The following is a 23,315-nucleotide window of genomic DNA, read 5'->3' as shown; positions in this document are numbered from 1 at the left end:
TCGGGCACCGAACCGACGCGGGCGCCCCGCCGCACGGGAATTCGACGGGTGCCCGCACGTAACTCACCGGAGAATTACGCGACTTCGTTTCTCGCTACACACATCTCGTGCACAACTAATTCGAGTTGATGGTGAATCGAAGACACAGGGTAGCGGTATGCCCCATTTAGTGGGGATGAATATGGACATCCAGGGTGAACTGACGACCCGTGGTGGGATATCAGCGGCCACGCGAAGGCATTAACCAGGAATAATTGCCGGGGTTTTACGAAATCCCGCGGGCGACGCTAGGGTGCCTGAGATGTCTGACGCCGCCTCCTCCCCCGGCCGGAACCGCAGGCCGCTCCCCCCGGCACAGTCGCCGGCGGACGGAGTGCCCGGTTCGCGTACCCCGATGACTGCGCGGAAGGGGCCGGCGAAGGCGGACAGATCCGGCGAACAGCGTGACGGCCCGCAGCACGACGGCCCGCAGCGCGACGGCCTGCAGCGCAACGCGTTCTTCGACAACGCCAAGTACCTGGCCATCGTGCTCGTGGCGGTGGGGCACTCATGGGAGCCGCTGAAGAGTGACAGCCGCATCCTCCAGGGCGTGTACGACGTCGTGTACACGTTCCACATGCCGGCCTTCGTCCTCATCTCGGGCTACTTCTCCCGCACCTTCGACCTGAGCCCGGCCCGGCTCAAGCGGCTGATCACCGGCGTCGCCGTGCCGTACGTCGTCTTCGAGACCGCCTACTCGCTCTTCGAGCGCTACTTCAACCACAACCCCGGTCAGGACATCAGCCTCGTCTACCCCTTCTACCTGACCTGGTTCCTGTGCGCGCTGTTCGTCTGGCGGCTGACCACGCCGATCTGGCAGCTGGTGCGCTGGCCGGTGCCGCTCGCCCTCGTCGTCGCCATGCTGGCCACCGTCACCTCGCACATAGGCGACGTCCTGAACATGCAGCGCCTCCTGCAGTTCCTGCCGTACTTCGTGCTCGGCCTGTGCCTGAAACCCGAGCACTTCCGGCTGGTGGACCGCCGCTCGGTGCGGATCCTGTCGGTGCCGGTGTTCGCGACCGCGCTGCTCGTCGGCTGGTGGGCGGCGCCACGGATGAACACCGCGTGGTTCTACCGCCGCGACTCGGCGCCGGGGCTGGGCGCGCCCTGGTGGACCGGTCCGGTCATGACGCTGGCGATGTTCGGCTGCGCGGTGCTGCTGACCGCCTGCTTCCTGTCCTGGGTGCCGGGCCGGAAGACCTGGTTCACGGCGATCGGCTCGGGCACGCTCTACGGCTACCTGCTGCACGGTTTCCTGAGGAAGGCCGGTGAGTACAACGGCTGGTTCGACCACGCCTGGCTGCACACCCCGCTCGGTGAGATCTTCATGACCGTCCTCGCGGGCGCCGTGGTCACCGTGCTGTGCACCAGGCCCGTGCAGCGCGTCTTCCGGTTCGCGATGGAGCCGAGGATGGAGTGGGCGTTCCAGCAGGACCCGGCCGAACTCGCCCGGGAGCGGCAGCGGAAGGACCGCGAGCGCGAGAAGGTCAGCGTGTGAGGCCCGGCTGCGGCAGACCGAGAAGGGCGCGCATCCGGGCGTACTTCTCGGTCAGCCGTTTCCTGGTCGGCTCGTCCAGGGCCGCCAGCCGCTGCGGGTCGGCGTTGTGCGCCAGGTCGGCCTCCTTCACCAACCGCGCGCCGTCCGTGGCGAGGATCCGCCGCGCGTACGCCTCCGGCTCCTCCCCCGGCCGCTTGGTGAGCGCGTCCACGATGGCCTTGGTGCGCGCGCTCAGCGCCGCCTGTGCGAGCCACTGACGGGTGAGCGCGTCGTCCTCGACGGCGTCGTGCAGCCAGGCCGCCGCGATCTGTTCCGCGTCCCCGCCCCGGGCGCGCACACCGGCGGCGACGGCGGCGAGGTGTTCGGCGTACGGCCGTCCCGCCTTGTCGGTCTGGCCCTCGTGGGCGGTGCGGGCGACGGCCTCGACCTCGGTGAGCGTGAGTTGTGTCATCGGCCCAGTGTGCCGTGGCACCGGGAACGCCGGGTGAGCCGGGTGGACCAGGTGGGCCGGGCAGCGGGCCGCTGGTTGAGCGGGTAGCGGATCAGCCGATCAGCGGGGCCGGCCGGCGGCAGATCAGGAGCAGCGCCCGGTCGTCGTTGACGTCCTTCGCGACCGCCTCGATGAGGTGCCAGGCGGCGCCGTGGAAGCCGCCGGCGACATAGCGGTCGGCCTCGCCGGTGAGCCGGTCGATGCCCTCGACGATGTCGCGGTCGGAGGTTTCCACCAAACCGTCCGTGAACAGCATCAACACGTCACCGGCGCGCAGCGAGCCCTTCACGGGGTCGAACTGGGCGCCGTCGTACACACCGAGAAGCGGGCCCTCGGCCGTCTTCTCCTCCCAGCGTCCGCTGCCCGCGCTCAGCTGCAGCCCGGGCGGATGCCCGGCGGAGTACAGCTCGTAGTCGCCGGAGTCGAGGTCCAGGACGAGATGGATGGAGGTGGCGAAGCCCTCGTCCCAGTCCTGGCGGAGGAGGTAGCCGTTCGCGGCGGGCAGGAAGGCGTGCGGGGGAAGGGAGCCCAGGAGGCCCCCGAAGGCCCCCGACAGCAGCAGGGCGCGCGATCCCGCGTCCATGCCCTTGCCGGACACGTCCGTGAGCACGACCTCCAGCGTGCGGCCGCCGTTCGTGCGGGCCGCGACGACGAAGTCCCCGGAGAAGGACTGGCCGCCGGCCGGCCGCAGCGCCATCTCGTGGTGCCAGCCCTGCGGCAGCTTCGGCAGCTTGCTCTGCACCCGGATCCGCTCGCGCAGGTCGAAGAGCATGGTGCCGCCGCGCCGCCAGGGCACGCCGACCCGGCTGCGGAACTGGGCCGTGAGCAGGCCGAAGAAACCGCACGCGGCCACCACCAGCACCACACCGGGAGTGACCCGCGAGGGCCCCTCGGTGTACGGCCCGAGCCGCACCGACTCCACGATCAGCGCGGTGGCCGCCGCCGCGTACAGGCCGAGCAGGCTCGCCGGGCGCAGCAGCAGGCCGCCGGCGATGATCGGCAGCACCAGGGTGGCCGGGGAGCACCACACCGAGTCGACCAGGGTCACGCCCATGAGGACGGGGATGGTGAGCAGCAGTCCGGCGAACGCGATCCAGTCGGAGCCGTCGCCGCGGAAGTAGTCCACGGCGCTTCTGCGCAGGCCGGTGCGGACCCGGTGCCACTGCATCCGCCACCGGGCCGTGAACGTCTCGGCCTTCGCGCGCCGCTCTCGTCCTGCTGCCATTAGTTCGGGACCCTATCCATCGGACCGGCTGCTTGGCACGGGAGGTCCCACTTGTCCCCCGTGCGGGGCCCGACTTCGCGCCTTGTCGTCGGTTCGTCCTCACAGTGAACGGCACACGAGGCGATCGCGCCGCCGTCCGGGAGAAATTCGCTGGCCCGTCCCGCAAGGCCCTGGTACGCATGGCGCATGGGGACTGACCGGGGAACCGAGTTGAGGGTGCTGCGCGAGTCCGACTGGGACCGGTGGTACGACGTCCTGTACCGCGCCTTCGGCGCCTCGGCGGCACCGCCCGAGGAACGCGAACTGGACAGGTCCCTCACCGAGTTCGACCGTTCGCTGGCCGCATGGGACGGGGACGAGATCGTCGGTTCGACGGGGTCGTTCGGCTTCCGGATGACCGTGCCGGGCGGTGCCTCGGTCCCGGCGGCCGGCGTGACCATGGTGAGCGTGGCGGCCACCCACCGGCGGCGCGGGGTGCTGACCTCGATGATGCGCCGGCAGCTGGACGACGTTCGGGCGCTGGGCGAGCCGCTCGCGGTGCTGACCGCGTCCGAGCCCGCGATCTACGGCCGCTTCGGCTATGGCGCGGCCACGTTCCGGACGACCGCCGAGATCGACACGAGCCGGGTGACGCTGTCCCTGCCGCCCGGCGTGGAGGACGTACGGCTGCGCTACACCGCGCCCGCCGACGTCCTGGACGCCTGCGAGGCGGTCTACGCGGCGCTGGTGCCGCGGCGGCCCGGGATGCTGGCCCGGCAGCCCGGCTGGGAGCGGGCCGGTCTCCTCGACCCCGAGAGCGAGCGGGACGGGGCCTCGGCGCTGCAGTGCGTGGTCGCCGAACGGGACAGCGCGGTGACGGGGTACGTCCGCTTCACCACCAAGCTCGGCTGGGGCGAGAGCGGGCACGACGGCACGGTGCACGTGAGGGACCTGGCCGCGCTCGATCCCGTCACCGAGGCGGCGCTGTGGCGCTTCCTGTTCGGCATCGACCTGATGACGACGCTGTCGGTGAGGTCACGACCGGTCGACGACGCCTGGCGGTACCTGGTCTCGGACACCCGCCGCTGCCGGCCGCGCCTGAGGGACGACGCGTACGTCCGTCTCGTCGACGTCGGTGGGGCACTGTCGGCGCGTACGTACCAGGCGCCGGTCGATGTCGTGCTGGAGGTGGAGGACGTCTTCTGCCCGTGGAACGCGGGGCGTTGGCGGCTGACGGGCGACGCCAAGGGCGCGTCCTGCGAGCGTACGTCCGACGCGGCCGACCTCTCCCTGTCCGTACGGGAGCTGGGCGCGTCCTATCTCGGCGGGGTGACGTTGCTGTCGCTCGCGGCGGCCGGGCGGGTACGGGAGCTGCGGCCGGGGGCGCTGACGGAGGCGTCGGTGGGGTTCGGCTCACCGGTGGCCCCGTGGCTGCCGCACGGCTTCTAGAGCGCTGCCCCACCACGACGTACGGCACGGTGAAGGAGTCCTTCACCGTGCCGTACGTCGTGGTGGTCGAAGCGGAGGCCGGTCAGCCCACGGACACCTTGTCGGCCGGGGCCTCGACGGCGGGGGCCGGGCGGTTCGCCGTGAGCTTCTGCTTCACCACGGCGACGGTCACCACCACCGCCGCGACCGCCACCGACAGCAGCACGGTCGTACGGCCGCTGCTCTCGCCCTTGGTGTCGGTCAGCATGTAGCCGAGGACGAAGACGATGAAGGCGGCCGTCGCCCAGGTCAGGTACGGGTACAGCCACATCCGCACGACGAGCTTCTCCGGTGCCTCGCGCTGGATGATCCTCCGCATCCGCAGCTGAGAGAAGCAGATGACGAGCCACACGAACAGGGCGACCGCCCCGCTGGAGTTGACCAGGAAGAGGAAGACGGTGTCCGGGTAGGCGTAGTTGAAGAAGACCGCCACGAAGCCGAAGACGACCGAGGCCAGGATCGCCGCCATCGGCACACCGCGGGAGGTGGTGCGGGCGAACGCCTTCGGGGCGTCACCGCGCTGGCCGAGCGAGAAGGCCATGCGGGAGGCCGTGTAGAGGCCGGAGTTGAGGCAGGACAGCACCGAGGTCAGGATGATCACGTTCATGATCTGACCGGCGTTGGGGATGCCGAGCGAGTTGAGCGCGGCGACGTAGGAGCCCTGCTCGGCGATGGACGGGTCGTTCCACGGCAGCAGCGAGACCACGACCAGGATCGAGCCCAGGTAGAAGACGCCGATACGCCAGATGATGCTGTTGGTGGACTTGGTGACCGCGCGCTGCGGGTCCTCCGACTCGCCGGCCGCGAGCGTCGCGATCTCGCTGCCCATGAAGGAGAAGACGACCAGCAGCACACCGGTGAGGATGGTGCCGGGACCGTGCGGCAGGAAGCCGCCGTGGTTCGTCAGGTTGCCGAAGGACGCCTTGTCGGCGTGCACGCCCGGCAGGACGCCGAAGATCGCCAGCAGGCCGACGGCGATGAACGCGCCGATCGCCACCACCTTGATGCCGGCGAACCAGAACTCGAACTCGCCGTAGGAGCCGACGGAGACCAGGTTGGTCGCGGTCAGCACGGTCATCACGATGAGGGCCCAGCCCCACTGCGGCACGCCCGGGACCCAGCCCGAGAGGATCTTGGCGCCGGCGGTGGCCTCGACGGCCAGCACGACGACCCAGAAGAACCAGTAGAGCCAGCCGATGGAGAACCCGGCCCAGCGGCCGAGGGCACGGTCGGCGTGCGCGGAGAAGGAGCCGGAGGTGGGGTTGGCGGCGGACATCTCGCCGAGCATGCGCATCACGAGGACGACGAGGGTGCCGACGATCGCGTACGACAGGAGGATGCCCGGTCCCGCGGTGGCGATACCGGAGCTGGAACCGACGAAGAGGCCGGCTCCGATGACGCCACCGATCGCGATCATCGTCAGGTGACGGTTCTTGAGTCCTGCTTGGAGGCCCGAACCAGGGGTCATGGACGGATTTCCTTTACGCCAGGCGGAGCATTCGTACGAGCGGTGTACGAGCCGGTCCAGTGAATCCGAGGCGAACGGATTCGGGAACCTCTGAATCCGTATCGTTACTTGAGGTTCCCTTGAGGTTCTATGGTCCCGCTCACATTTCGGGCAGCCTGGCGGGGTGCTTCCCGGGGCCCGGCGGGGGGCCGCCACCCGAGGCTGCTGCCCTTCATGGGGCGTGTCACACTCATGGCATGCGCGTGTATCTCGGCTCCGACCATGCTGGCTACGAACTCAAGAACCACCTCGTCGAGTGGCTCGAGGCGGCGGGTCACGAGCCCGTCGACTGCGGGCCGCACATCTACGACGCCCAGGACGACTACCCGCCCTTCTGCCTGCGGGCGGCCGAGCGTACGGCGGCGGACGCCGACGCCCTCGGCATCGTGATCGGCGGCTCCGGGAACGGGGAGCAGATCGCCGCGAACAAGGTGAAGGGCGTGCGGGCGGCGCTGGCCTGGAGCGAGGAGACGGCGGCACTCGGCCGGCAGCACAACAACGCCAACGTGGTGGCGGTGGGTGCGCGCATGCACAGCACGGAGGAGGCGACGAAGTTCGTCGAGGTCTTCCTCAACACGCCGTTCTCCGGTGACGAGCGTCACATCCGGCGGATCGACATGCTGTCGGCGTACGAGACGACGGGCGACCTGCCGCCGATCCCGGCGCACCATCCGCAGAGCTAGCGGTCCCCTGGGGGCTGCGCCCCCCTGACCCCATCCGCCCGCCCGGCCCGGTCGGCCGCCGGCGGGCGGATGGGCGCGAGGAAGGAAAGGACACCCCCGCCGTGCCGGAAGGGCACACCATTCACCGGCTGGCCCAGGACTATGCCGAGCGGTTCCTCGGGAGCGGCCCGCGTGTCACCAGCCCCCAGGGCAAGTTCTCCGACGCCGCGGCCCTGCTGGACCGGGCCGAGCTGACGGCCACGGAAGCCCACGGCAAGCACCTGTTCCTCCGCTTCCGGGACACCGACTGGGTCCACATCCACCTCGGCCTGTTCGGCAAGGTCACCTTCGGCGGCGCCCCCGCGCCCCCGCCGACGGACACCGTCCGGCTCCGGCTCGCGAACGGCACGGCGTACGTGGACCTCCGCGGCCCCACGACCTGCGCACTGATCACCGACGGCGAGAAGCGGGCCGTACACGACCGCCTCGGTCCCGACCCGCTCCGCGAGGACGCCGACCCGGGCGCGGCGTACCGCAGGATCTCCCGCAGCCGTACGACGATCGCCGCGCTTCTGATGGACCAGAAGATCGTCGCCGGCGTCGGCAACGTCTACCGCGCCGAGGTGCTGTTCCGGCACGGCATCGACCCGTACCGGGCGGGCAAGGACATCACCCCGGCCGAGTGGGACGCCCTCTGGGCCGACCTCGTCGAGCTGATGCACCAAGGGGTGCGGAACAACAGGATCGACACGGTGCGGGCCGAGCACACCCCGGAGGCCATGGGCCGGCCGCCCCGCGTGGACGACCACGGCGGCGAGGTGTACGTCTACCGGCGCGCCACCCTGCCCTGCCACATCTGCGGCGACGGGATCCGCACCGCCGACCTCGCCCAGCGCAACCTCTTCTGGTGCCCCACCTGCCAGAGACCGTGACAGCGGTTCCTGGTCGGCTGCGCTAGCGCTTGTTCGCGAACTTCCAGGCGGTGGGCAGCGCGCCCATCGCCAGGGCGGCCTTGAGGGCGTCGCCGATCAGGAACGGGGTCAGGCCGAGCGCGACGGCCCGGGAGAGGGACATGTCGCCGGCGACGGCCAGGTAGGGCACGCCCACGGCGTAGATGAGCGCCTCGCCGAGGAGCATCGTGCCCGCCATGCGCAGCGGCGAGCGGTCGGCGCCGCGCCGGGCCAGGGCACCGACGGCCGCCGAGGCGAGGAGCATGCCCAGGATGTAGCCGAAGGAGACCGAGGCAGCACCGGAGGAGCCGCCCGCGAACCACGGCACGCCCGCGGCACCGGCGAGCGCGTACAGGGCGAGGGAGAGGAAGCCGCGGCGGGCGCCGAGCGCGGTGCCGACGAGCAGCGCGGCGAAGGTCTGGCCGGTCACCGGCACCGGGGTGCCGGGCACCGGGATCGCCACCTGGGCCGCGAGGCCGGTGAGCACGGCGCCGCCGATGACGAGGGCCGCGTCGCGGACGCGGGACGCAGGCAGCAGATCGGCGAGGACGGCGCCGGGGCGAGCGGTGACGGTGGCGGTGCTCATGGGGACTCCGCGGGTGAGTGGGCAGGTGGGAACACCGTGACGCTATACCGCGCCACTCGCGCCGATCACCGTCTCCGGTCGACAAAGGCTTGAGCGGGGCGTTGGTGGGCTTCGCACAAATGGTGTGCGCTACACCGGATTCGACGTGATACCGGTCACTGAGGTGGGGTGGCCTGCGGTACGGCGTGCCCTGCGGGGCGCCTCTGTAGGTTCCCGCCAAAGCCTCGCGGGGGACCGTCTCGCCCGTCGGTCGCCGTCTGGGCAGCGCCGGGGCGTTTTGCTAGCTTCGAACGCATGGTTGCCCAGGCCCGGTACTTCACCTCGCGTCGCTATGTCGACCTGCGACGCCAGGGCACGGCCACCTGTCGCCGCCCGGGGTAGGGGCGGGACCGCCAGGCACGCCTCTGTTTCGAACCCTTCGAGTCTCTTTCGGACCCTTCGAACTCCGAGACGTGTCGGCCCCGTTTCCCGAGGACGGTTCCCCATGCCCCGTACCGCGGCATCCACCCTTGTCTCGACCGTTCCGCGCGCCGCCGACAGCGACCGGCGGCGCACCAGCGCCAGCGTCGTGCTGCGGTCCGTGCTGGAGCACGGGCCGGTGGCACGCAGCACCGTCGCCCGGCTGACGGGGCTGTCGCCCGCGTCGGTCACCGAGCACTGTGCCCGGCTCACCGAACTCGGCCTGATCCGCGAGTCCGCCGCGCCCCGCCGCTCGAACGGGGTCGGCCGGCCGCACGTCCCCGTCGACCTGGACGACACGGGGTTCCTGGTCGGCGGGGTGCATGTGGCCGTGCCGTACACGACGGTCGCCCTGCTGGATCTGCGCGGCCGGGTGGTGGCGCGGCGTGAGCTGAAGCATGAACGGACCGATCCCGGCTGGGTGTTGGCGCGGGCCGCCGAGGGCCTCGCGGGGCTGCTCGCCGGGGTGCCGGGCCGCCGGCCGCTGGGGGTCGGGGTGGCCGTCGGCGGCTGGGTGGACCGGGAGACCGGCACCGTGGTCGAGCACGAGCTGCTGGGCTGGCGCGAGGTGCCGGTGCGGGAGCTGCTCGGCGCCCGTACCGGCCTGCCGGTCCATGTGGACGGGCACGCACGGGCGTTGGTGCACGGGGAGCGGCTGTTCGGGCGGGCCCGGGGCAGCCGGAGCGTGCTGCATCTGTTCGTGGGCAACGTGGTCGACGCGGCCTTCGCCACCAACGACGAGGTGCACCACGGGCCGCGCTCGGCGGCCGGGTCGATCGCGCATCTGCCGGTGCCGGGCGGCACCGAACCGTGCCCGTGCGGCCGTACCGGGTGCCTGCAAGTGGAGCTGAGCGAGCGGACGCTCGGCCGGCGGGCCCGTGCGGCCGGGGTGATCGGCTCGGCCGATCCGATGCACGTGGTGGCCGCGGCGGCGGCCGGTGACGAGGTGGCCCGGCGGCTGCTGGTCGAGCGGTCCCGGACGGCCGGGTGGGCGGCCGGGCTGCTGCTGGATGTGCTCAACCCGGAGACGGTCGTCGTCACCGAGGTCGGGGTCCTCCACTTCGAGGAGTGCCTGGGCGCGCTGCGGGAGGCGGCCGGAAACCGCCGTACGGCGGCGGTGCTGCCGACGAGTTTCCCGGATTCCGTGCTGGCGGTGGCGGGCGGTTCCTTGGTGCTCGACGTGCTGTTCCGTGATCCGCTGGGTGCGTCACCTGAGGGTATTTAATTCAGAAACTCGGAATGTTGACAGGAGTCGCTCATGGCCAGGAACATGCTGGTCATGAGCCACCTCACGAGCTGTCGCACCGTCTGTTGCTGACATATTGCCGCGCATGAAGCGCGTGTTTCCCGCTGCGTGAGTCTGCGTGAGTTCTCCTCCCCGGCTTGTCTTTCCCGGCTTGCCTTCCCCGGCTTGTCTTTCCCGGCTTGCCTTTCCCGGATTTCTTCCCGCCTTTCCAGCCCTTTTCTCCCGGGAGTCCTCCCATGCACCGTCGTGTCTTTCTCACCTCCCTGCTGGGCGCGTCCGCCGCCGTGGGCCTCAGCGGCTGCGCCAAGGGCGATGCCGCCGCCGACACCCGGGGCGCCGCGACCAAGCCGCTCGCGGACAAGGTCCCGGCGGGCACCAGCCTGAAGATCGCCTCCTACCAGAACGTCGAGCAGCTGCAGTTCCGGCTGGCGAAGCTGCCCAGGCTGCCCTTCACCGTGTCGAGTTGGGTGAACATCGGGGCGGGCCCGGATGTCATCAACGCCTTCCGCGCGGGGTCCCTGGACCTCGCGAACAACGCGGGCATCCCGCCGATCCAGGCGCACTACCAGGGCTTCGCCGCGAAGATCGTGGCGATCGGCATCACCCGCAAGCCCAACTACCTCTTCGCCACCAAGCCCGGCAGCGACATCCGCACCGTCGACGACTTCAAGGGCAGGCGGCTCGCGTTCTCGCAGGGGCAGGCCCAGGGTGTCGTCCTGCTGCGGGCGCTCAAGAAGGCGGGCCTCGCGTACGACGAGGTGAAGCTGGTCCCGCTGACCAGCAACCAGTTCCTCACCGCGCTGCAGTCCGGGCAGGTCGACGTCGCCCCGCTCGCCAACAGCCAGGCACCGGCCTACCTCGCGCAGTACGAGCCCAGGGGCGCCCGCACCATCCCCACCGACGTCGTCGACCTGCTCAACCTGCTGTGGGCGCCGCAGTCCGTGCTGAACGATCCCGCGAAGGCCGCCGCGATCGCCGCCTACATCCCGCAGTGGGCCCGGGGCCAGGTGTGGCAGTACGAGCACCCGGACGTCTGGAACGAGGAGTTCTACGTCAGGACGCAGAACCTGACCCCGGAGCAGGCGCGCGGCATCAGCAGGCTCGCCAACAAGCCGCTGTTCCCGCCCGGTTGGGGTGAGGCGATCACGTGGGAGCAGGAGACGGCCGATCTGCTCGCCGAGGGCGGGTTCGTGAAGAGGTTCGACGTCTCCTCGCTCTTCGACCACCGCTTCGAGTCGATCGCCGCCCGGGCCGTACCCGAGGAGTACCGCAAATGACCGCCGTGACCACGACGACCACCGCCGCCGCGGCAGCGGAGGCGGAGGAGGTTCCCCAGGTCCGCAGGCGCCGCCGCCTCTCCCCCGGCCGCCGGCTGCCCGCGGCCCGGCTGATCGGCCCGACGGCGGTGCTCGTCCTGTGGGCTGCGGCCTCGGCCGCCGGAGCCCTCGACCCCGGCGCGATCCCCGCGCCCTGGACGGTACTGAGGACCGCCGGCCGGCTGTGGACCGACGGCACCCTGCCCACCGACATCCTGACCTCGCTGAGGCGGGCCGGATACGGCTTCGCGATCGGTCTGACCGCGGGCGTGCTGCTCGCGCTCGCCTCCGGGCTCAGCCGCACCGGGGAGGCGCTGATCGACGGGACCGTGCAGCTCAACCGTGCGATCCCGACGCTCGGTCTGATCCCGCTGTTCATCCTCTGGCTGGGCATCGGGGAGACCTTCAAGGTCGCCATCATCGCGATCGTCGTCTACATCCCGGTCTATCTGAACACCCATGCCGCGCTGGCCGGCATCGACAGCCGGTACGTCGAACTCGCCGAGGTGCAGGGCCTGTCCCGGCTCGCCTTCATCCGCCAGGTGGTGATCCCCGGCGCGCTGCCCGGGTTCTTCGTGGGACTCCGGCTCGGTGTGACCAGCTCCTGGCTGGGCCTGGTGGTGCTGGAGCAGATCAACGCCACCAGCGGCCTCGGCTACCTGATGTTCCAGGCGCAGAACTACGGCCAGAGCGACGTCATCCTGGTCGGCCTGCTGGTCTACGGCGTCTTCGGCCTGGTCTCCGACAGCGTGGTCCGTCTCGTGGAACGGAGGGTGCTGTCATGGCGCCGCACCTTGGACAACTGACCCGGCCCGCCGTCCGGCTCCGGGGCCTGACCCGCTCCTTCGGCGGCCGTACGGTCCTCGACGGCATCGACCTCGACCTGCCTCCCGGCCAGTTCACGACCCTGCTCGGGCACAGCGGCTCGGGCAAGTCCACGCTGCTGCGGGCGGTCGCCGGACTCGACCACGGGGTCGCCGGCAGCGGGCGGCTCACCGCCCCGGAGCGGGTCTCGGTCGTCTTCCAGGACTCCCGGCTGCTGCCCTGGCGCCGGGTGCTGGACAACGTCCTGCTCGGCACCGACGGCAAGGACGCCGGGGAGCGCGGCCGGGCCGCCCTCGCCGAGGTCGGGCTGAAGGGCCGCGAGCGGGCCTGGCCGGGCGAGCTGTCCGGCGGTGAGGCCCAGCGGGCCGCGCTCGCCCGTTCCCTGGTCCGCGAGCCCGAACTCCTGCTGGCCGACGAGCCGTTCGGCGCGCTGGACGCGCTCACCCGGATCAGGATGCACACCCTGCTGCGCGACCTGTGGCAGCGCCACCGGCCGTCCGTCCTCCTGGTCACCCACGACGTCGACGAGGCGATCGTCCTCGCCGACCGGGTCCTCGTCCTGGACCAGGGCCGCATCTCCCTCGACCTCACCATCGACCACCCCCACCCCCGCACCTACCGCGAGCCGCTCCTGGGCGACTACCGCGAACACCTGCTGACCGCACTCGGCGTCACGGAGGACCACCGGTGACACGGAGAAGACTTCATCTGAACGCGTTCCTGATGAACACCGGCCACCACGAGGCATCCTGGCGGCTTCCGGAGAGCGATCCGTATGCGCACGTCGACCTCCAGCACCACGTCCGGCTCGCGCGGATCGCCGAGCGCGGGACCTTCGACTCGCTCTTCCTCGCCGACGGCCCCCAGTTGTGGGGCAACCTCGCCCAGCGCCCGGCCGGGGCCCTGGAACCGCTCACCCTGCTGACCGCGCTGGCGACGGCCACCGAGCACATCGGGCTGATCGCCACCGCGTCCACGTCCTACAACTCCCCGTACAACCTGGCCCGCAGGTTCGCCTCGCTGGACATCATCAGCGGCGGCCGGGCCGGGTGGAACATCGTCACCACGGCCGGCGTCGAGGCCGCCCGGAACTTCGGGCTCGACGCCGAGCCGGCCCACGCCGAGCGGTACGCCCGCGCGGCCGAGTTCCTCGATGTGGCGCTGAAGCTGTGGGACAGCTGGGAGGACGACGCGATCGTCGCCGACAAGGCGGCCGGTGTCTGGGGCGACGACAGGAAAATCCATCCGCCCCGGCACCAAGGGACGTACTTCAGCGTGGCCGGTGCCCTCAACGTCCCGCGCACACCGCAGGGTTACCCGCTCCTGGTGCAGGCGGGATCGAGCGAGGACGGCAAGGCCTTCGCCGCCCGGTACGCGGAGGCCGTCTTCACCGCCCAGCAGACCCTCGCCGGCGCCCAGGCCTTCTACGCCGACCTCAAGTCCCGCACGTCACAGGCGGGAAGGGACCCCGAGCACCTCAAGGTGCTGCCCGGGATCGTGCCCGTACTCGGCTCGACGGAGGCGGAGGCGAGGGCGGCGGAGCGGCTGCTGGAGGACCACATCGTGTACGACCACGGGGTGGGCCGGCTGGAGAGCCTGCTGCAACTCCCCGCCGGGACACTGGAGCTGGATGCCCCGCTGCCCGCCGGCCTGCCGCCCGAGTCCGCCGTCGAGGGGGCCAAGAGCCGCTACACGCTCGTGGTCGAGCTGGCCCGGAGCGAGCGGCTCACCGTCCGGCAGCTGATCGCGCGGCTCGGCGGCGGCCGCGGCCACCTCACCTTCGCCGGGACGCCCGAGCAGGTGGCCGACCGGATCGAGGCCTGGTTCACCCAGGGCGCCGCCGACGGCTTCAACGTCATGCCCGCCGTGCTGCCCTCCGGGCTGGAGGCGTTCGTCGAGCACGTCGTACCCCTCCTGCGCGCCCGCGGCCTGTTCCGCCACGAGTACGGCCCCCGCCACACGCTCCGGGAGCGCTACGGCCTTCCCCGCCCCGCCAACCAGCACACCGCAGCCCTCGTCTGACCTCACCTGAAAGGACCCGCCCATGTCCCTCGAGATCACCCAGATCACCGCACGCATCGGCGCCCGTGTCTCCGGCGTCGACATCACCAGGCCGCTCGCACCGGAGGAGGTCACCGCGATCCGTGAGGCCCTGAACGTCCACAAGGCGCTCGTCTTCGACGCGGACGGCCTGGACGACGCGGGCCAGCAGGCCTTCGCCCGCCACTTCGGCGACCTGACCACCGCGCACCCGACGGTCGGCGCGGTCGACGGTGCCCCGAACGTGCTGCCCGTGGACAGCGAGCGGGGCCGGGCCAACCACTGGCACACCGACGTGACCTTCGTGCTCAACCCGCCGCAGGCCAGCACCCTGCGCTCGATCACGATCCCGCCGTACGGCGGCGAGACCCTGATCGCCAACGCGGCCGCCGCCTACCGGGACCTGCCCGAGCCGCTGCGCCGCCTCGCCGACACCCTGTGGGCCGAGCACACCAACGACTACGACTACGCCGTACCGGACGAGGAGATCGACGAGGAGAAGGCCGCCCAGCGCGCCGAGTTCACGTCCATCACGTACCGCACGGCCCACCCGGTGGTCCGTGTCCATCCGCTGACCGGGGAACGCGGGCTGTTCGTCGGCGGGTTCGCACAGCGGATCGTGGGCCTGTCCGTCGGGGAGTCCCGCACGGTCCTGGACCTGTTGCAGGCCTACGTCACCCGCCCGGAGAACATCCTGCGCCACCGCTGGGCGGAGAACGAGCTGGTGCTCTTCGACAACCGGATCACCCAGCACTACGCCATCGACAACTACGACGGACGGCCGCGCCGGCTGCACCGGGTGACCGTCGCCGGAGACGTCCCGGTCGGCATCGAGGGCAAGGAGAGCTACTCGGTCGAGGGCGACGCCTCGCACTACACGCCGGTGCTCACGGCGGCGTAACCGGGCTCTCACCCTCCGTGCAGCGGGTGTCCGGATACTGGGCGGCCCCTCCGTGTGAGCGGACGGGCCGCCCAGACTGGCGGGGTTTTTGCCCGCCCATTGCCTTGCCCGGGAGAGCCGCCCCCATGCCCACCAGCACCACCACGGAGACGCCACCGCAGGAACAGGCCGCCTCCGCCTCCCTCTCCCACGGCCTCAAGCAGCGCCATCTGTCGATGATCGCCCTGGGCGGTGTCATCGGCGCGGGTCTGTTCGTCGGCTCCGGCGCGGGCATCGCCGCCGCCGGCCCGTCCATCGTCATCGCGTACACGCTCTCCGGCCTGCTGGTGATGCTGGTGATGCGGATGCTGGGCGAGATGTCCGCCGCCCACCCCTCCTCCGGCTCCTTCTCCGCGCACGCCGAGCGGGCGATCGGCCCCTGGGCGGGCTTCGCCGCCGGGTGGTCGTTCTGGGTGCTGCTGTGCACGGCCGTCGGCCTGGAGGGCATCGGCGCCGCGCACATCGTCCAGGGCTGGCTGCCGGGCACCCCGCAGTGGATGTGGGTGGCCCTGTTCATGGTGGTGTTCTGCGGGGCGAACCTGGCCGCCGTGAAGAACTTCGGCGAGTTCGAGTTCTGGTTCGCCGCGCTGAAGGTCGGCGCGATCAGCCTGTTCCTGGTCCTCGGCGTGCTGGCCATCGCCGGTGTGCTCCCCGGCACGCACTCCCCCGGCGCCTCGAACCTGAGCGACTTCATGCCGCACGGCAACCAGGGCCTGCTGGTCGGGCTGCTCGCCTCCGTCTTCGCCTACGGCGGCCTGGAGACGGTCACCATCGCGGCCGCCGAGTCCGAGAACCCCGTCAAGGGCGTGGCGTCCGCCGTCCGCACGGCCATGTGGCGGATCGCCCTGTTCTACATCGGCTCGATGGCGGTCGTCGTCACCCTGGTCCCGTGGAACTCCAAGGAGGTCGTGGAGAAGGGCCCGTACGTCGCCACGCTCGACCACCTCGGCATTCCCGGCGCGGGCCGGCTGATGGACGTGGTCGTCCTGGTCGCCCTGCTCTCGGCGATGAACGCCAACATCTACGGCTCCTCGCGCATCGCCTACTCGCTGGTCGAGCGCGGCCAGGGCCCGAGGGCGCTGGCCAAGCTGTCCGGCGGTGTCCCCCGGATCGCGGTCCTCACCTCCTGCTTCTTCGGTTTCGTCTGCGTGCTGCTGAGCTACTGGCGCCCGAACGACGTCTTCCCGTGGCTGCTGAACATGATCGGCGCGGTCATCCTGGTCGTCTGGATCTTCATCGCCGTCTCCCAGTTGCTGCTGCGCCGCCGCATCGAGCGCGAGGCCCCCGGCCGGCTGGTCGTGCGCATGTGGGCGTTCCCGTGGCTGACCTGGGTGGCGCTGGCCGGCATGGTCGCGATCTTCGTGCTGATGGCCCGCGAGCCGGACACCCGCGTCCAGCTCTTCTCGACCGGCGGCATGACCCTGGTCCTGGCGGTCGTGGGCTACCTCTGGCAGCGGGCCCGCGCCAGGCGCTGAACCCGTCCCCCGGCAACGGCCCCCACGTGCGACACGTGGGGGCCTTTCTGCTGCCCCGCACTCTTGCTGCTAGCGTGTAGTTGCAAGTTAATTGCAATAAGGTTCCGGAGGGGATCACCCATGCCCGTCTACTCGCTGCCCGACCTGCCCTACGACTACTCCGCGCTCGCCCCCGTGATCAGCCCGGAGATCATCGAACTGCACCACGACAAGCACCACGCGGCCTATGTGAAGGGCGCCAACGACACCCTGGAGCAGCTCGCCGAGGCGCGGGACAAGGAGGCCTGGGGATCCGTCAACGGGCTGGAGAAGAACCTGGCCTTCCACCTCTCCGGGCACATCCTGCACAGCATCTACTGGCAGAACATGACCGGCCCGAAGGACGGCGGCGGCGAGCCGCTCGCGGCCGACGGCGTGGGCGAGCTGGCGGAGGCCGTCAAGGAGTCCTTCGGCTCCTTCGCCGCCTTCAAGGCCCAGCTCTCCAAGGCCGCGGCCACCACCCAGGGCTCCGGCTGGGGCGTGCTGGCGTACGAGCCGCTGAGCGGCCGGCTGATCGTGGAGCAGGTCTACGACCACCAGGGCAACGTCGGCCAGGGCTCCACCCCGATCCTGGTCTTCGACGCCTGGGAGCACGCCTTCTACCTCCAGTACCGCAACCAGAAGGCGGACTTCGTCGAGGCCATGTGGCAGGTCGTCAACTGGCAGGACGTCGCCCGCCGCCACCAGGCCGCGAGGTCCCGCGCCGACGTGCTCCTGACGGCTCCCTGAGAGCCCGCCGCTCGTCCTGCCTCGTGATCGTCTTCTCACCCTTCACGACGGCAGGCGGATGAAAGAGGACCCCCCGCGAGGACGTGACTCGCGGGGGGCCTCGGCGCCGGAAGGAGGTGCGCCACCCCGAGGGCTTTCGGCGGGAACGGGCCCGGCGCCGAGCGGCGCCGGGCCCGTACGCGGGGGATTCACAGGTTGCTGAAGTCCGGTCCCTTGGTGCGGGTCCGCTTGAGCTCGTAGAAGCCCGGTACCGAGGCCACGGCGACCGTGCCGTCCCACAGGCGGGCCGCCTCCTCGCCCTTCGGGGCGGGGGTGACGACCGGGCCGAAGAAGGCGATCTGCTCGCCGTCGGGGCCGGGCAGCGCGATGACCGGGGTGCCGACGTCCTGGCCGACCTTCTCGATGCCCTCCTTGTGGGAGGCGCGCAGCTCGGCGTCGTACTCGAAGTCCTGCTGCTCGGCGTAGTCGATGAGGCCGGCCGGCAGGCCGACGTCCGCGAGGGCGCCCGCGATGGCCTCCAGGGTCGGGCCCTCGCCGTTGTTGTGGATGCGGGTGCCGAGCGCGGTGTACAGCGGGCCGAGGATGTCGTCACCGTGCTTCTGCCAGGCGGCGGTGACCACGCGGACCGGCTGCCAGGCCTTGGTGGCGAGCATCTCCCGGTACTCCTCGGGCAGCTCGTCCAGCCTGTTCTCGTTGAGTACGGCGAGGCTCATGATGTGCCAGCGGACCTCGATGTCGCGGACCTTCTCCACTTCGAGCACCCAGCGGGACGTCATCCAGGCCCACGGGCACAGCGGGTCGAACCAGAAGTCGACGGGGGTCTTGCCGGACTCGGACATGGCTCTCCTCAGCGAAAGACTCTTTTCACGCCTCAACGACGTCCTCGCGACCCGCATTCCCTGCTGCCCGCTGTCAGGGGCACATGGCAGGATCGGTCCTGTTCAGGTCATCCATGCGACCACAAGGGAGTGCCGTCCGTGCCCGGTGAGAATCTGTCCCGTGACGAGGCCCGGGAGCGGGCCGCCCTGCTGTCCGTCGACGGGTACGAGGTGTCCCTGGACCTCAGGTCCGCAGTCGGCGACGGGGACGGCGAGCCGCGCACGTTCCGCTCGGTGACCACGATCCGCTTCCGCTGCAACGAGCCGGGCGCGGCCTGCTTCGCCGACCTGATCGCGCCGAGTGTGACCTCGGTGTCGCTCAACGGCCGGGACCTGGACCCGGGCGAGGTCTTCGACGGCTCGCGGATCGCGCTGGAGGACCTGGCCGCGGAGAACGAACTGGTGGTGGACGCGCAGTGCGCCTACTCCCGCACCGGTGAGGGCCTGCACCGCTTCGTCGACCCCGAGGACGGCGAGGTCTACCTGTACACCCAGTACGAGCCGGCCGACGCCCGCCGGGTGTTCGCGAACTTCGAGCAGCCGGACCTCAAGGCGCCGTACCGCTTCGAGGTGCGGGCGCCCGAGGGCTGGACGGTGTGGAGCAACGGCGCGGGTGAACTCGCCGACGGCGTCTGGCGGTTCGCGGAGACCAAGCCGATCTCGACGTACATCACGTGCGTGGTGGCGGGGCCGTACCACTATGTGACGGATTCCTACGAGCGGGTGTTCGAGGACGGCACCAAGCTGGAGATCCCGCTCGGCGCGATGTGCCGCAAGGGTCTCGCCCCGCACTTCGACGCCGACGACGTCTTCCTGGTCACCAAGCAGGGCCTGGACTTCTTCCACGACCACTTCGACTACCCGTACCCGTTCGGGAAGTACGACCAGGCCTTCGTGCCCGAGTACAACCTGGGCGCGATGGAGAACCCGGGCCTGGTGACCTTCCGCGAGGAGTACATCTTCCGCGGCAAGGTGACGCAGGCGTCGTACGAGGGTCGGGCCAACGTCGTCCTGCACGAGATGGCGCACATGTGGTTCGGCGACCTGGTCACCATGGAGTGGTGGGACGACCTGTGGCTGAAGGAGTCCTTCGCCGACTTCATGGGCACGTTCGGATGCGTGGGCGCGACCCGCTTCAAGAACGCCTGGATCACCTTCGCCAACCGCCGCAAGGCCTGGGCGTACCGCGCGGACCAGCTGCCGTCGACGCATCCGGTCACGGCGGACATCCGTGACCTGGAGGACGCCAAGCTGAACTTCGACGGCATCACCTACGCCAAGGGCGCCTCGGTGCTCAAGCAGCTGGTGGCGTACGTCGGCCAGGACGCCTTCCTGGAGGGCGCGCGGCGCTACTTCAAGCGTCACGCGTACGGCAACACGCGCCTGGGCGACCTGCTGTCGGTGCTGGGCGAGACCAGCGGCCGGGACATGTCGGCGTGGGCGCGCTCCTGGCTGCAGACGGCCGGGGTCAACTCCCTGACGCCGCAGGTGCTGCTGGACGCTGAGGGCAGGGTGGCCGAGGTGGCGGTGGTGCAGGAGGCGCCGGAGGCGCACCCGGAGCAGCGTCCGCACCGGATCGCGGTGGGCCTGTACCGGCGTACGCCCGAGGGCGCGCTGGAGCGGTACGCGCGCGTGGAGACGGACGTGCACGAGCCGCGCACGGTCGTCGCGGACCTGGCGGGCGCCGAGGCCCCGGAGCTGGTCCTGGTCAACGACGACGACCTGACGTACTGCAAGATCCGCTTCGACGCCACCTCGCTGGCGACGCTCAAGGAGAGCCTGGGCGCGCTGACCGACCCGCTGGCGCGGGCGCTGTGCTGGTCGGCTCTGTGGAACATGACCCGGGACGCGCTGCTGCCGGCGCGGGACTTCGTCGGTCTGGTGCTGCGGTTCGCGGGCCGCGAGTCCGACATCGGGGTGCTGCAGATGCTGCACGCGTGGGCGGACTCGGCGCTGGTGCACTACGCGGCGCCCGAGTGGCGGGAGGCCGGCGGTGAGCTGCTGGCGCAGGGCGCGCTGCGGGAGCTGGAGGCGGCCGAGCCGGGCAGTGAGCACCAGCTGGCGTGGGCGCGTTTCTTCGCGACGGTGGCGTCCGGCGAGACGGACCTCGCCCTGCTGAAGCGCCTGCTGGACGGCGCGGAGACCATCGACGGCCTGGAGGTGGACCAGGAGCTGCGCTGGGCGTTCCTGGAACCGCTGGCGGCGCACGGCGTGGCCGACGAGCCGGTCCTCGCGGCCGAACTGGCCCGCGACGACACGGCGTCCGGCAAGCGCCACCAGGTCCGCTGCCTGGCGGCCCGCCCGTCGGCGGCGGTCAAGGCGCAGGCGTGGGCGCAGGTGGTGGAGTCCGACGCGCTGTCGAACGCGCTGGTGGAGGCGACGATCGCGGGCTTCGGCCGGCCCTCGCAGCGGGAGCTGACGGCGCCGTACGCGGAGAAGTACTTCGCCGTGATCGAGCGGGTGTGGCGGGAGCGGTCGATCCAGATCGGCATGGACGTCGTACGGGGCCTGTTCCCGGCGCTGCAGGACCGGCCGGAGACGCTCGAGGCGACGGACGCCTGGCTTCAGGCGCACCGGGACGCGGCGCCGGCGCTGCGCCGGCTGGTGCTGGAGGCGCGGGACGACCTGGCGCGGGCGCTGCGCGCACAGGAGTGCGACGCGACGGCGGTCGCCGACTGACACCGACTGACACCGGCCGACCTTTGGCCTGAGCTTGGGCCGCCGGTGACCGTTACGGAATTCGGTCAATCGGAACCGTAACCCCTGGTCCGCACCCGATCGGACCAGGGGTTTCCCGTCCCTACTCGGCATACGAACACCTGACCTTTAGTCCCCTCTTGTCCGCATTCTTCGACGGCCGTGTAACAGCGGTTAAAGGTGGGACCCGGGGCGGGAATCCCGACGCCATGACGCACAACACCCCGCTCTCCCCCCGCCCCCTCCGCCACCTCTCCGAGGTCCACCGCCGCGTCCTGACGGCGGCCCAGCTCCGCTCCCACGGAGTGACGACGGCCGAACTGGCCGAGCACTGCCGCCCCGGCGGCCCCTGGCAGCAGCTGCTGCCGAACGTGGTCCTCCTCCACCCCGGCCCCGCCACGAGCGAGGAGCGTCTGCACGGGGCGCTGCTGTACGCGGCCCGCGAGTCCGTGCCGGGCGTCCCGGCCCAGCCGACGGCGGAGGAACCGCACCGCCCGGTCTACGCGGAGGCGATGATCACGGGCCTCGCGGCCCTCACCCTCTACGGCTTCTCCGCCACCCCGCCGCTGCTCTCCCTGAACCACGTGGACGTCCTGGTCCCCCGCCTGCGCCGGATCCGCACCACGGGCTACGTCCGTGTCCTGCGCACCCCCGCCCTGCCCACGCCCAACGCGGTGACGGGGCTGCCGGTGGCGCCGGTCCCGCGGGCGCTGGCGGACGCCGTGGCGGAGCTGACGGACGCGGAGGCGGTACGGCGGCTGCTGACCGAGGCGGTGCGCGGCGGCCACTGCGAACCGGCCGCTGTCGTACGGGAGTTGACCAACGCGAAGCTGCTCAACCGTCCGCACGTGGTGAACGCGGTGGACGCGCTCGTGGCGGAGGGCCGCTCGATCGCCGAGGACCGCCTGTACCGGATGGTCGGCGAGTACGGCCTGCCCGACCCGGTCTGGAACGTCGACCTGCGGCTGCCCGGCGGCCCGCACCTCGGCGGGCTGGACGCGTACTGGCCGGACCAGGCGGTGGCGGTGGAGCTCGACACGAGGGCGCCCCGGCAGGACGACGACGCGCTGTGGTCGGAGTACGCCCGCAAGCGCGAGCACCTCGAACGCCTCGGGATCACGGTCGTGTACCTCACGCCGAAGAAGCTCAGGGACTCGATGGAGCAGCAGGCGGCGGTGGTCCGCACGGCCCTGATGGCCTCGGCGGACCGTGACCCGGCCGCCTACGTCGTGGTGCTTCCCCGGTAGTGACGGACCGGGACGCACCGGGAGGGCCGCAGCGAGCCCTCAGGAGGGGAGAGGAGGGGCCACCGGGCGATTCCGGTGGCCCCTCCTCGTGCGTCGCGCCGGCCCACCGGTTCACCCGAACGGACGAGCCTCGCGGGCGGTGCGGGCCGGGCCACGAAAGATGAGAGGTATGCGACATACCCGGACAGCCGCGTGTTCGGCGGCCCTCCTGCTCGCCACGGCCTGCCTCGTCGCCGCCCCCGGGACGGCACAGGCGGTGCCCCCGGCAGCCGTGGGCTATGTGGCCCTCGGTGACTCCTACTCCGCCGGGCTCGGTGCCGGCGACTACCTCCCCACCGGCACGAACTGCAGGCGCAGCGGCCGCGCGTACCCGGTCCTGTGGGCCTCGGCGCACAAGGTGGCGTCCTTCGCCTTCCCCGCGTGCAACCACGCCCGGACGGGCGACGTCCTGTCCGGCCAGCTCGGTGCGCTCGGCGCGGGCACCAGGCTGGTCACCCTCACCGTCGGCGGCATGGACGCGGGTTTCGGCGTCGTGATGACGACCTGCGCACTGGGCGGCACCAGCCGCTGCCTGTCGGCCGTCACCGCCGCCCGAGCCACGGTGGACAGCTCCCTCGGGGACAACCTGGACCGGCTCTACTCGGCCATCAGGGACCGGGCTCCCGCCGCCCACGTCGTGGTGCTCGGCTATCCGCACCTGTACCACCTCAGAGGCACCTGCGAAATGGGCCTCCAGGACAGTGCGCGCGCCGCCATCGACGACGGTGTCGACCACCTCGACGCGTTGATCGCCCGCCACGCCGCCGCCCACGGGTTCACCTTCGCCGACGTCCGGGCAGCCTTCGCCGGCCACGAGATCTGCTCCGCGGCCCCCTGGCTGCACAGCGTCGAGGTGCTGGCCCCCACCGAGTCGTACCACCCCACGGCATCGGGCCAGTCGCTCGGCTACCTCCCGGCGTTGGACCGGGTCTCCTGACGGGGTCCTGACAGGCCACGCCGT

Annotated in this window: 20 protein-coding genes; 15 read left to right on the top strand and 5 right to left on the bottom strand. The window is 71.2% G+C overall.

Going from position 1 to position 23,315, the window contains the following annotated elements; translation table 11 throughout:
• Nucleotides 1–301: 301 nt before the first annotated feature.
• Nucleotides 302–1,537, top strand: a complete 1,236-nt coding sequence (locus ACWDEN_RS29250) for an acyltransferase family protein (protein ID WP_351615135.1) — start codon at nucleotides 302–304, stop codon at nucleotides 1,535–1,537.
• Here ACWDEN_RS29250 and ACWDEN_RS29245 read toward each other — a convergent pair.
• On the bottom strand, nucleotides 1,527–1,988 hold the full coding sequence (locus ACWDEN_RS29245) for an HD domain-containing protein (RefSeq protein WP_351615133.1): 462 nt from the start codon (nucleotides 1,986–1,988) through the stop codon (nucleotides 1,527–1,529). The genes ACWDEN_RS29250 and ACWDEN_RS29245 overlap by 11 nt on opposite strands.
• Before the next feature lie 91 nt (nucleotides 1,989–2,079).
• Nucleotides 2,080–3,252 carry a PP2C family protein-serine/threonine phosphatase gene (locus ACWDEN_RS29240; protein ID WP_351615132.1) on the bottom strand — a complete coding sequence of 391 codons (1,173 nt, stop codon included), beginning with the start codon at nucleotides 3,250–3,252 and terminating at the stop codon, nucleotides 2,080–2,082.
• 186 nt (nucleotides 3,253–3,438) lie between these two features.
• On the opposite strand from ACWDEN_RS29240, the gene ACWDEN_RS29235 reads away from it, so the two are divergent.
• Nucleotides 3,439–4,680, top strand: coding sequence for a GNAT family N-acetyltransferase (locus ACWDEN_RS29235; protein ID WP_450860705.1), 1,242 nt, complete (start codon nucleotides 3,439–3,441; stop codon nucleotides 4,678–4,680).
• Nucleotides 4,681–4,762: 82 nt separating this feature from the next.
• Here ACWDEN_RS29235 and ACWDEN_RS29230 read toward each other — a convergent pair whose 3' ends face one another.
• Nucleotides 4,763–6,187 carry an amino acid permease gene (locus ACWDEN_RS29230; RefSeq protein ID WP_450860703.1) on the bottom strand — a complete coding sequence of 475 codons (1,425 nt, stop codon included), beginning with the start codon at nucleotides 6,185–6,187 and terminating at the stop codon, nucleotides 4,763–4,765.
• Nucleotides 6,188–6,423: 236 nt separating this feature from the next.
• On the opposite strand from ACWDEN_RS29230, the gene ACWDEN_RS29225 reads away from it, so the two are divergent.
• Together ACWDEN_RS29225 and ACWDEN_RS29220 are read left to right on the top strand one after the other, a co-directional pair.
• Nucleotides 6,424–6,909, top strand: coding sequence for a ribose-5-phosphate isomerase (locus ACWDEN_RS29225; RefSeq protein WP_351615126.1), 486 nt, complete (start codon nucleotides 6,424–6,426; stop codon nucleotides 6,907–6,909).
• Nucleotides 6,910–7,010: 101 nt separating this feature from the next.
• Nucleotides 7,011–7,820 carry an Fpg/Nei family DNA glycosylase gene (locus ACWDEN_RS29220; protein WP_351615124.1) on the top strand — a complete coding sequence of 270 codons (810 nt, stop codon included), beginning with the start codon at nucleotides 7,011–7,013 and terminating at the stop codon, nucleotides 7,818–7,820.
• Nucleotides 7,821–7,842: 22 nt separating this feature from the next.
• Here the strand turns inward: ACWDEN_RS29220 and ACWDEN_RS29215 are convergent, their stop codons facing one another.
• Nucleotides 7,843–8,424 (bottom strand): biotin transporter BioY, encoded by a 582-nt coding sequence (locus ACWDEN_RS29215; RefSeq protein WP_351620261.1) that lies wholly within the window; start codon nucleotides 8,422–8,424, stop codon nucleotides 7,843–7,845.
• A gap of 484 nt (nucleotides 8,425–8,908) precedes the next feature.
• Between ACWDEN_RS29215 and ACWDEN_RS29210 the strand changes: the two genes are divergently transcribed.
• The 8 genes from ACWDEN_RS29210 (at nucleotide 8,909) to ACWDEN_RS29175 (ending at nucleotide 17,493) form a co-directional block, all read left to right on the top strand.
• The gene (locus ACWDEN_RS29210) at nucleotides 8,909–10,108 is read left to right on the top strand and encodes an ROK family protein (RefSeq protein WP_450860700.1); all 1,200 of its coding nucleotides are present in this window, start codon (nucleotides 8,909–8,911) and stop codon (nucleotides 10,106–10,108) included.
• Nucleotides 10,109–10,365: 257 nt separating this feature from the next.
• The gene (locus tag ACWDEN_RS29205; protein WP_351620266.1) at nucleotides 10,366–11,406 is read left to right on the top strand and encodes an ABC transporter substrate-binding protein; all 1,041 of its coding nucleotides are present in this window, start codon (nucleotides 10,366–10,368) and stop codon (nucleotides 11,404–11,406) included.
• Nucleotides 11,403–12,251 (top strand): ABC transporter permease, encoded by an 849-nt coding sequence (locus ACWDEN_RS29200; RefSeq protein ID WP_351620267.1) that lies wholly within the window; start codon nucleotides 11,403–11,405, stop codon nucleotides 12,249–12,251. Before ACWDEN_RS29205 ends, ACWDEN_RS29200 begins: the two co-directional genes overlap by 4 nt.
• Nucleotides 12,227–12,961 carry an ABC transporter ATP-binding protein gene (locus ACWDEN_RS29195; protein WP_450860697.1) on the top strand — a complete coding sequence of 245 codons (735 nt, stop codon included), beginning with the start codon at nucleotides 12,227–12,229 and terminating at the stop codon, nucleotides 12,959–12,961. Before ACWDEN_RS29200 ends, ACWDEN_RS29195 begins: the two co-directional genes overlap by 25 nt.
• Nucleotides 12,958–14,292, top strand: a complete 1,335-nt coding sequence (locus ACWDEN_RS29190; RefSeq protein WP_351620271.1) for an LLM class flavin-dependent oxidoreductase — start codon at nucleotides 12,958–12,960, stop codon at nucleotides 14,290–14,292. Before ACWDEN_RS29195 ends, ACWDEN_RS29190 begins: the two co-directional genes overlap by 4 nt.
• Nucleotides 14,293–14,314: 22 nt before the next feature.
• Nucleotides 14,315–15,211: a TauD/TfdA dioxygenase family protein gene (locus ACWDEN_RS29185; protein ID WP_351620273.1), complete on the top strand. Its 897-nt coding sequence runs from the start codon at nucleotides 14,315–14,317 to the stop codon at nucleotides 15,209–15,211.
• Nucleotides 15,212–15,336: 125 nt separating this feature from the next.
• The gene (locus tag ACWDEN_RS29180) at nucleotides 15,337–16,725 is read left to right on the top strand and encodes an amino acid permease (protein ID WP_351620276.1); all 1,389 of its coding nucleotides are present in this window, start codon (nucleotides 15,337–15,339) and stop codon (nucleotides 16,723–16,725) included.
• A 120-nt stretch (nucleotides 16,726–16,845) separates the two neighbouring features.
• Nucleotides 16,846–17,493: a superoxide dismutase gene (locus tag ACWDEN_RS29175; protein WP_351620279.1), complete on the top strand. Its 648-nt coding sequence runs from the start codon at nucleotides 16,846–16,848 to the stop codon at nucleotides 17,491–17,493.
• A gap of 188 nt (nucleotides 17,494–17,681) precedes the next feature.
• On the opposite strand, the gene ACWDEN_RS29170 is transcribed toward ACWDEN_RS29175, so the two are convergent.
• A complete protein-coding gene (locus tag ACWDEN_RS29170) occupies nucleotides 17,682–18,332 on the bottom strand; it encodes a mycothiol-dependent nitroreductase Rv2466c family protein (protein WP_351620282.1) in 651 nt (216 codons plus the stop codon).
• Nucleotides 18,333–18,470: 138 nt separating this feature from the next.
• Here ACWDEN_RS29170 and pepN point away from each other — a divergent pair, with 138 nt between their 5' ends.
• From pepN to ACWDEN_RS29155, 3 genes are all read left to right on the top strand, one after another.
• A complete protein-coding gene (gene pepN, locus ACWDEN_RS29165) occupies nucleotides 18,471–21,050 on the top strand; it encodes an aminopeptidase N (RefSeq protein WP_351620285.1) in 2,580 nt (859 codons plus the stop codon).
• Nucleotides 21,051–21,277: 227 nt separating this feature from the next.
• Entirely contained in the window at nucleotides 21,278–22,315 is a 1,038-nt protein-coding gene (locus tag ACWDEN_RS29160; protein WP_450860693.1) for a hypothetical protein, read from the top strand.
• 169 nt (nucleotides 22,316–22,484) lie between these two features.
• Nucleotides 22,485–23,291 (top strand): SGNH/GDSL hydrolase family protein, encoded by an 807-nt coding sequence (locus ACWDEN_RS29155; RefSeq protein ID WP_351620290.1) that lies wholly within the window; start codon nucleotides 22,485–22,487, stop codon nucleotides 23,289–23,291.
• Nucleotides 23,292–23,315 lie beyond the last annotated feature (24 nt).

Source organism: Streptomyces sp. NPDC001153 (assembly GCF_053598315.1).
The sequence above is the reverse complement of the archived record's forward strand: the minus strand, read 5'-3'. Positions and strand labels throughout refer to the sequence as shown.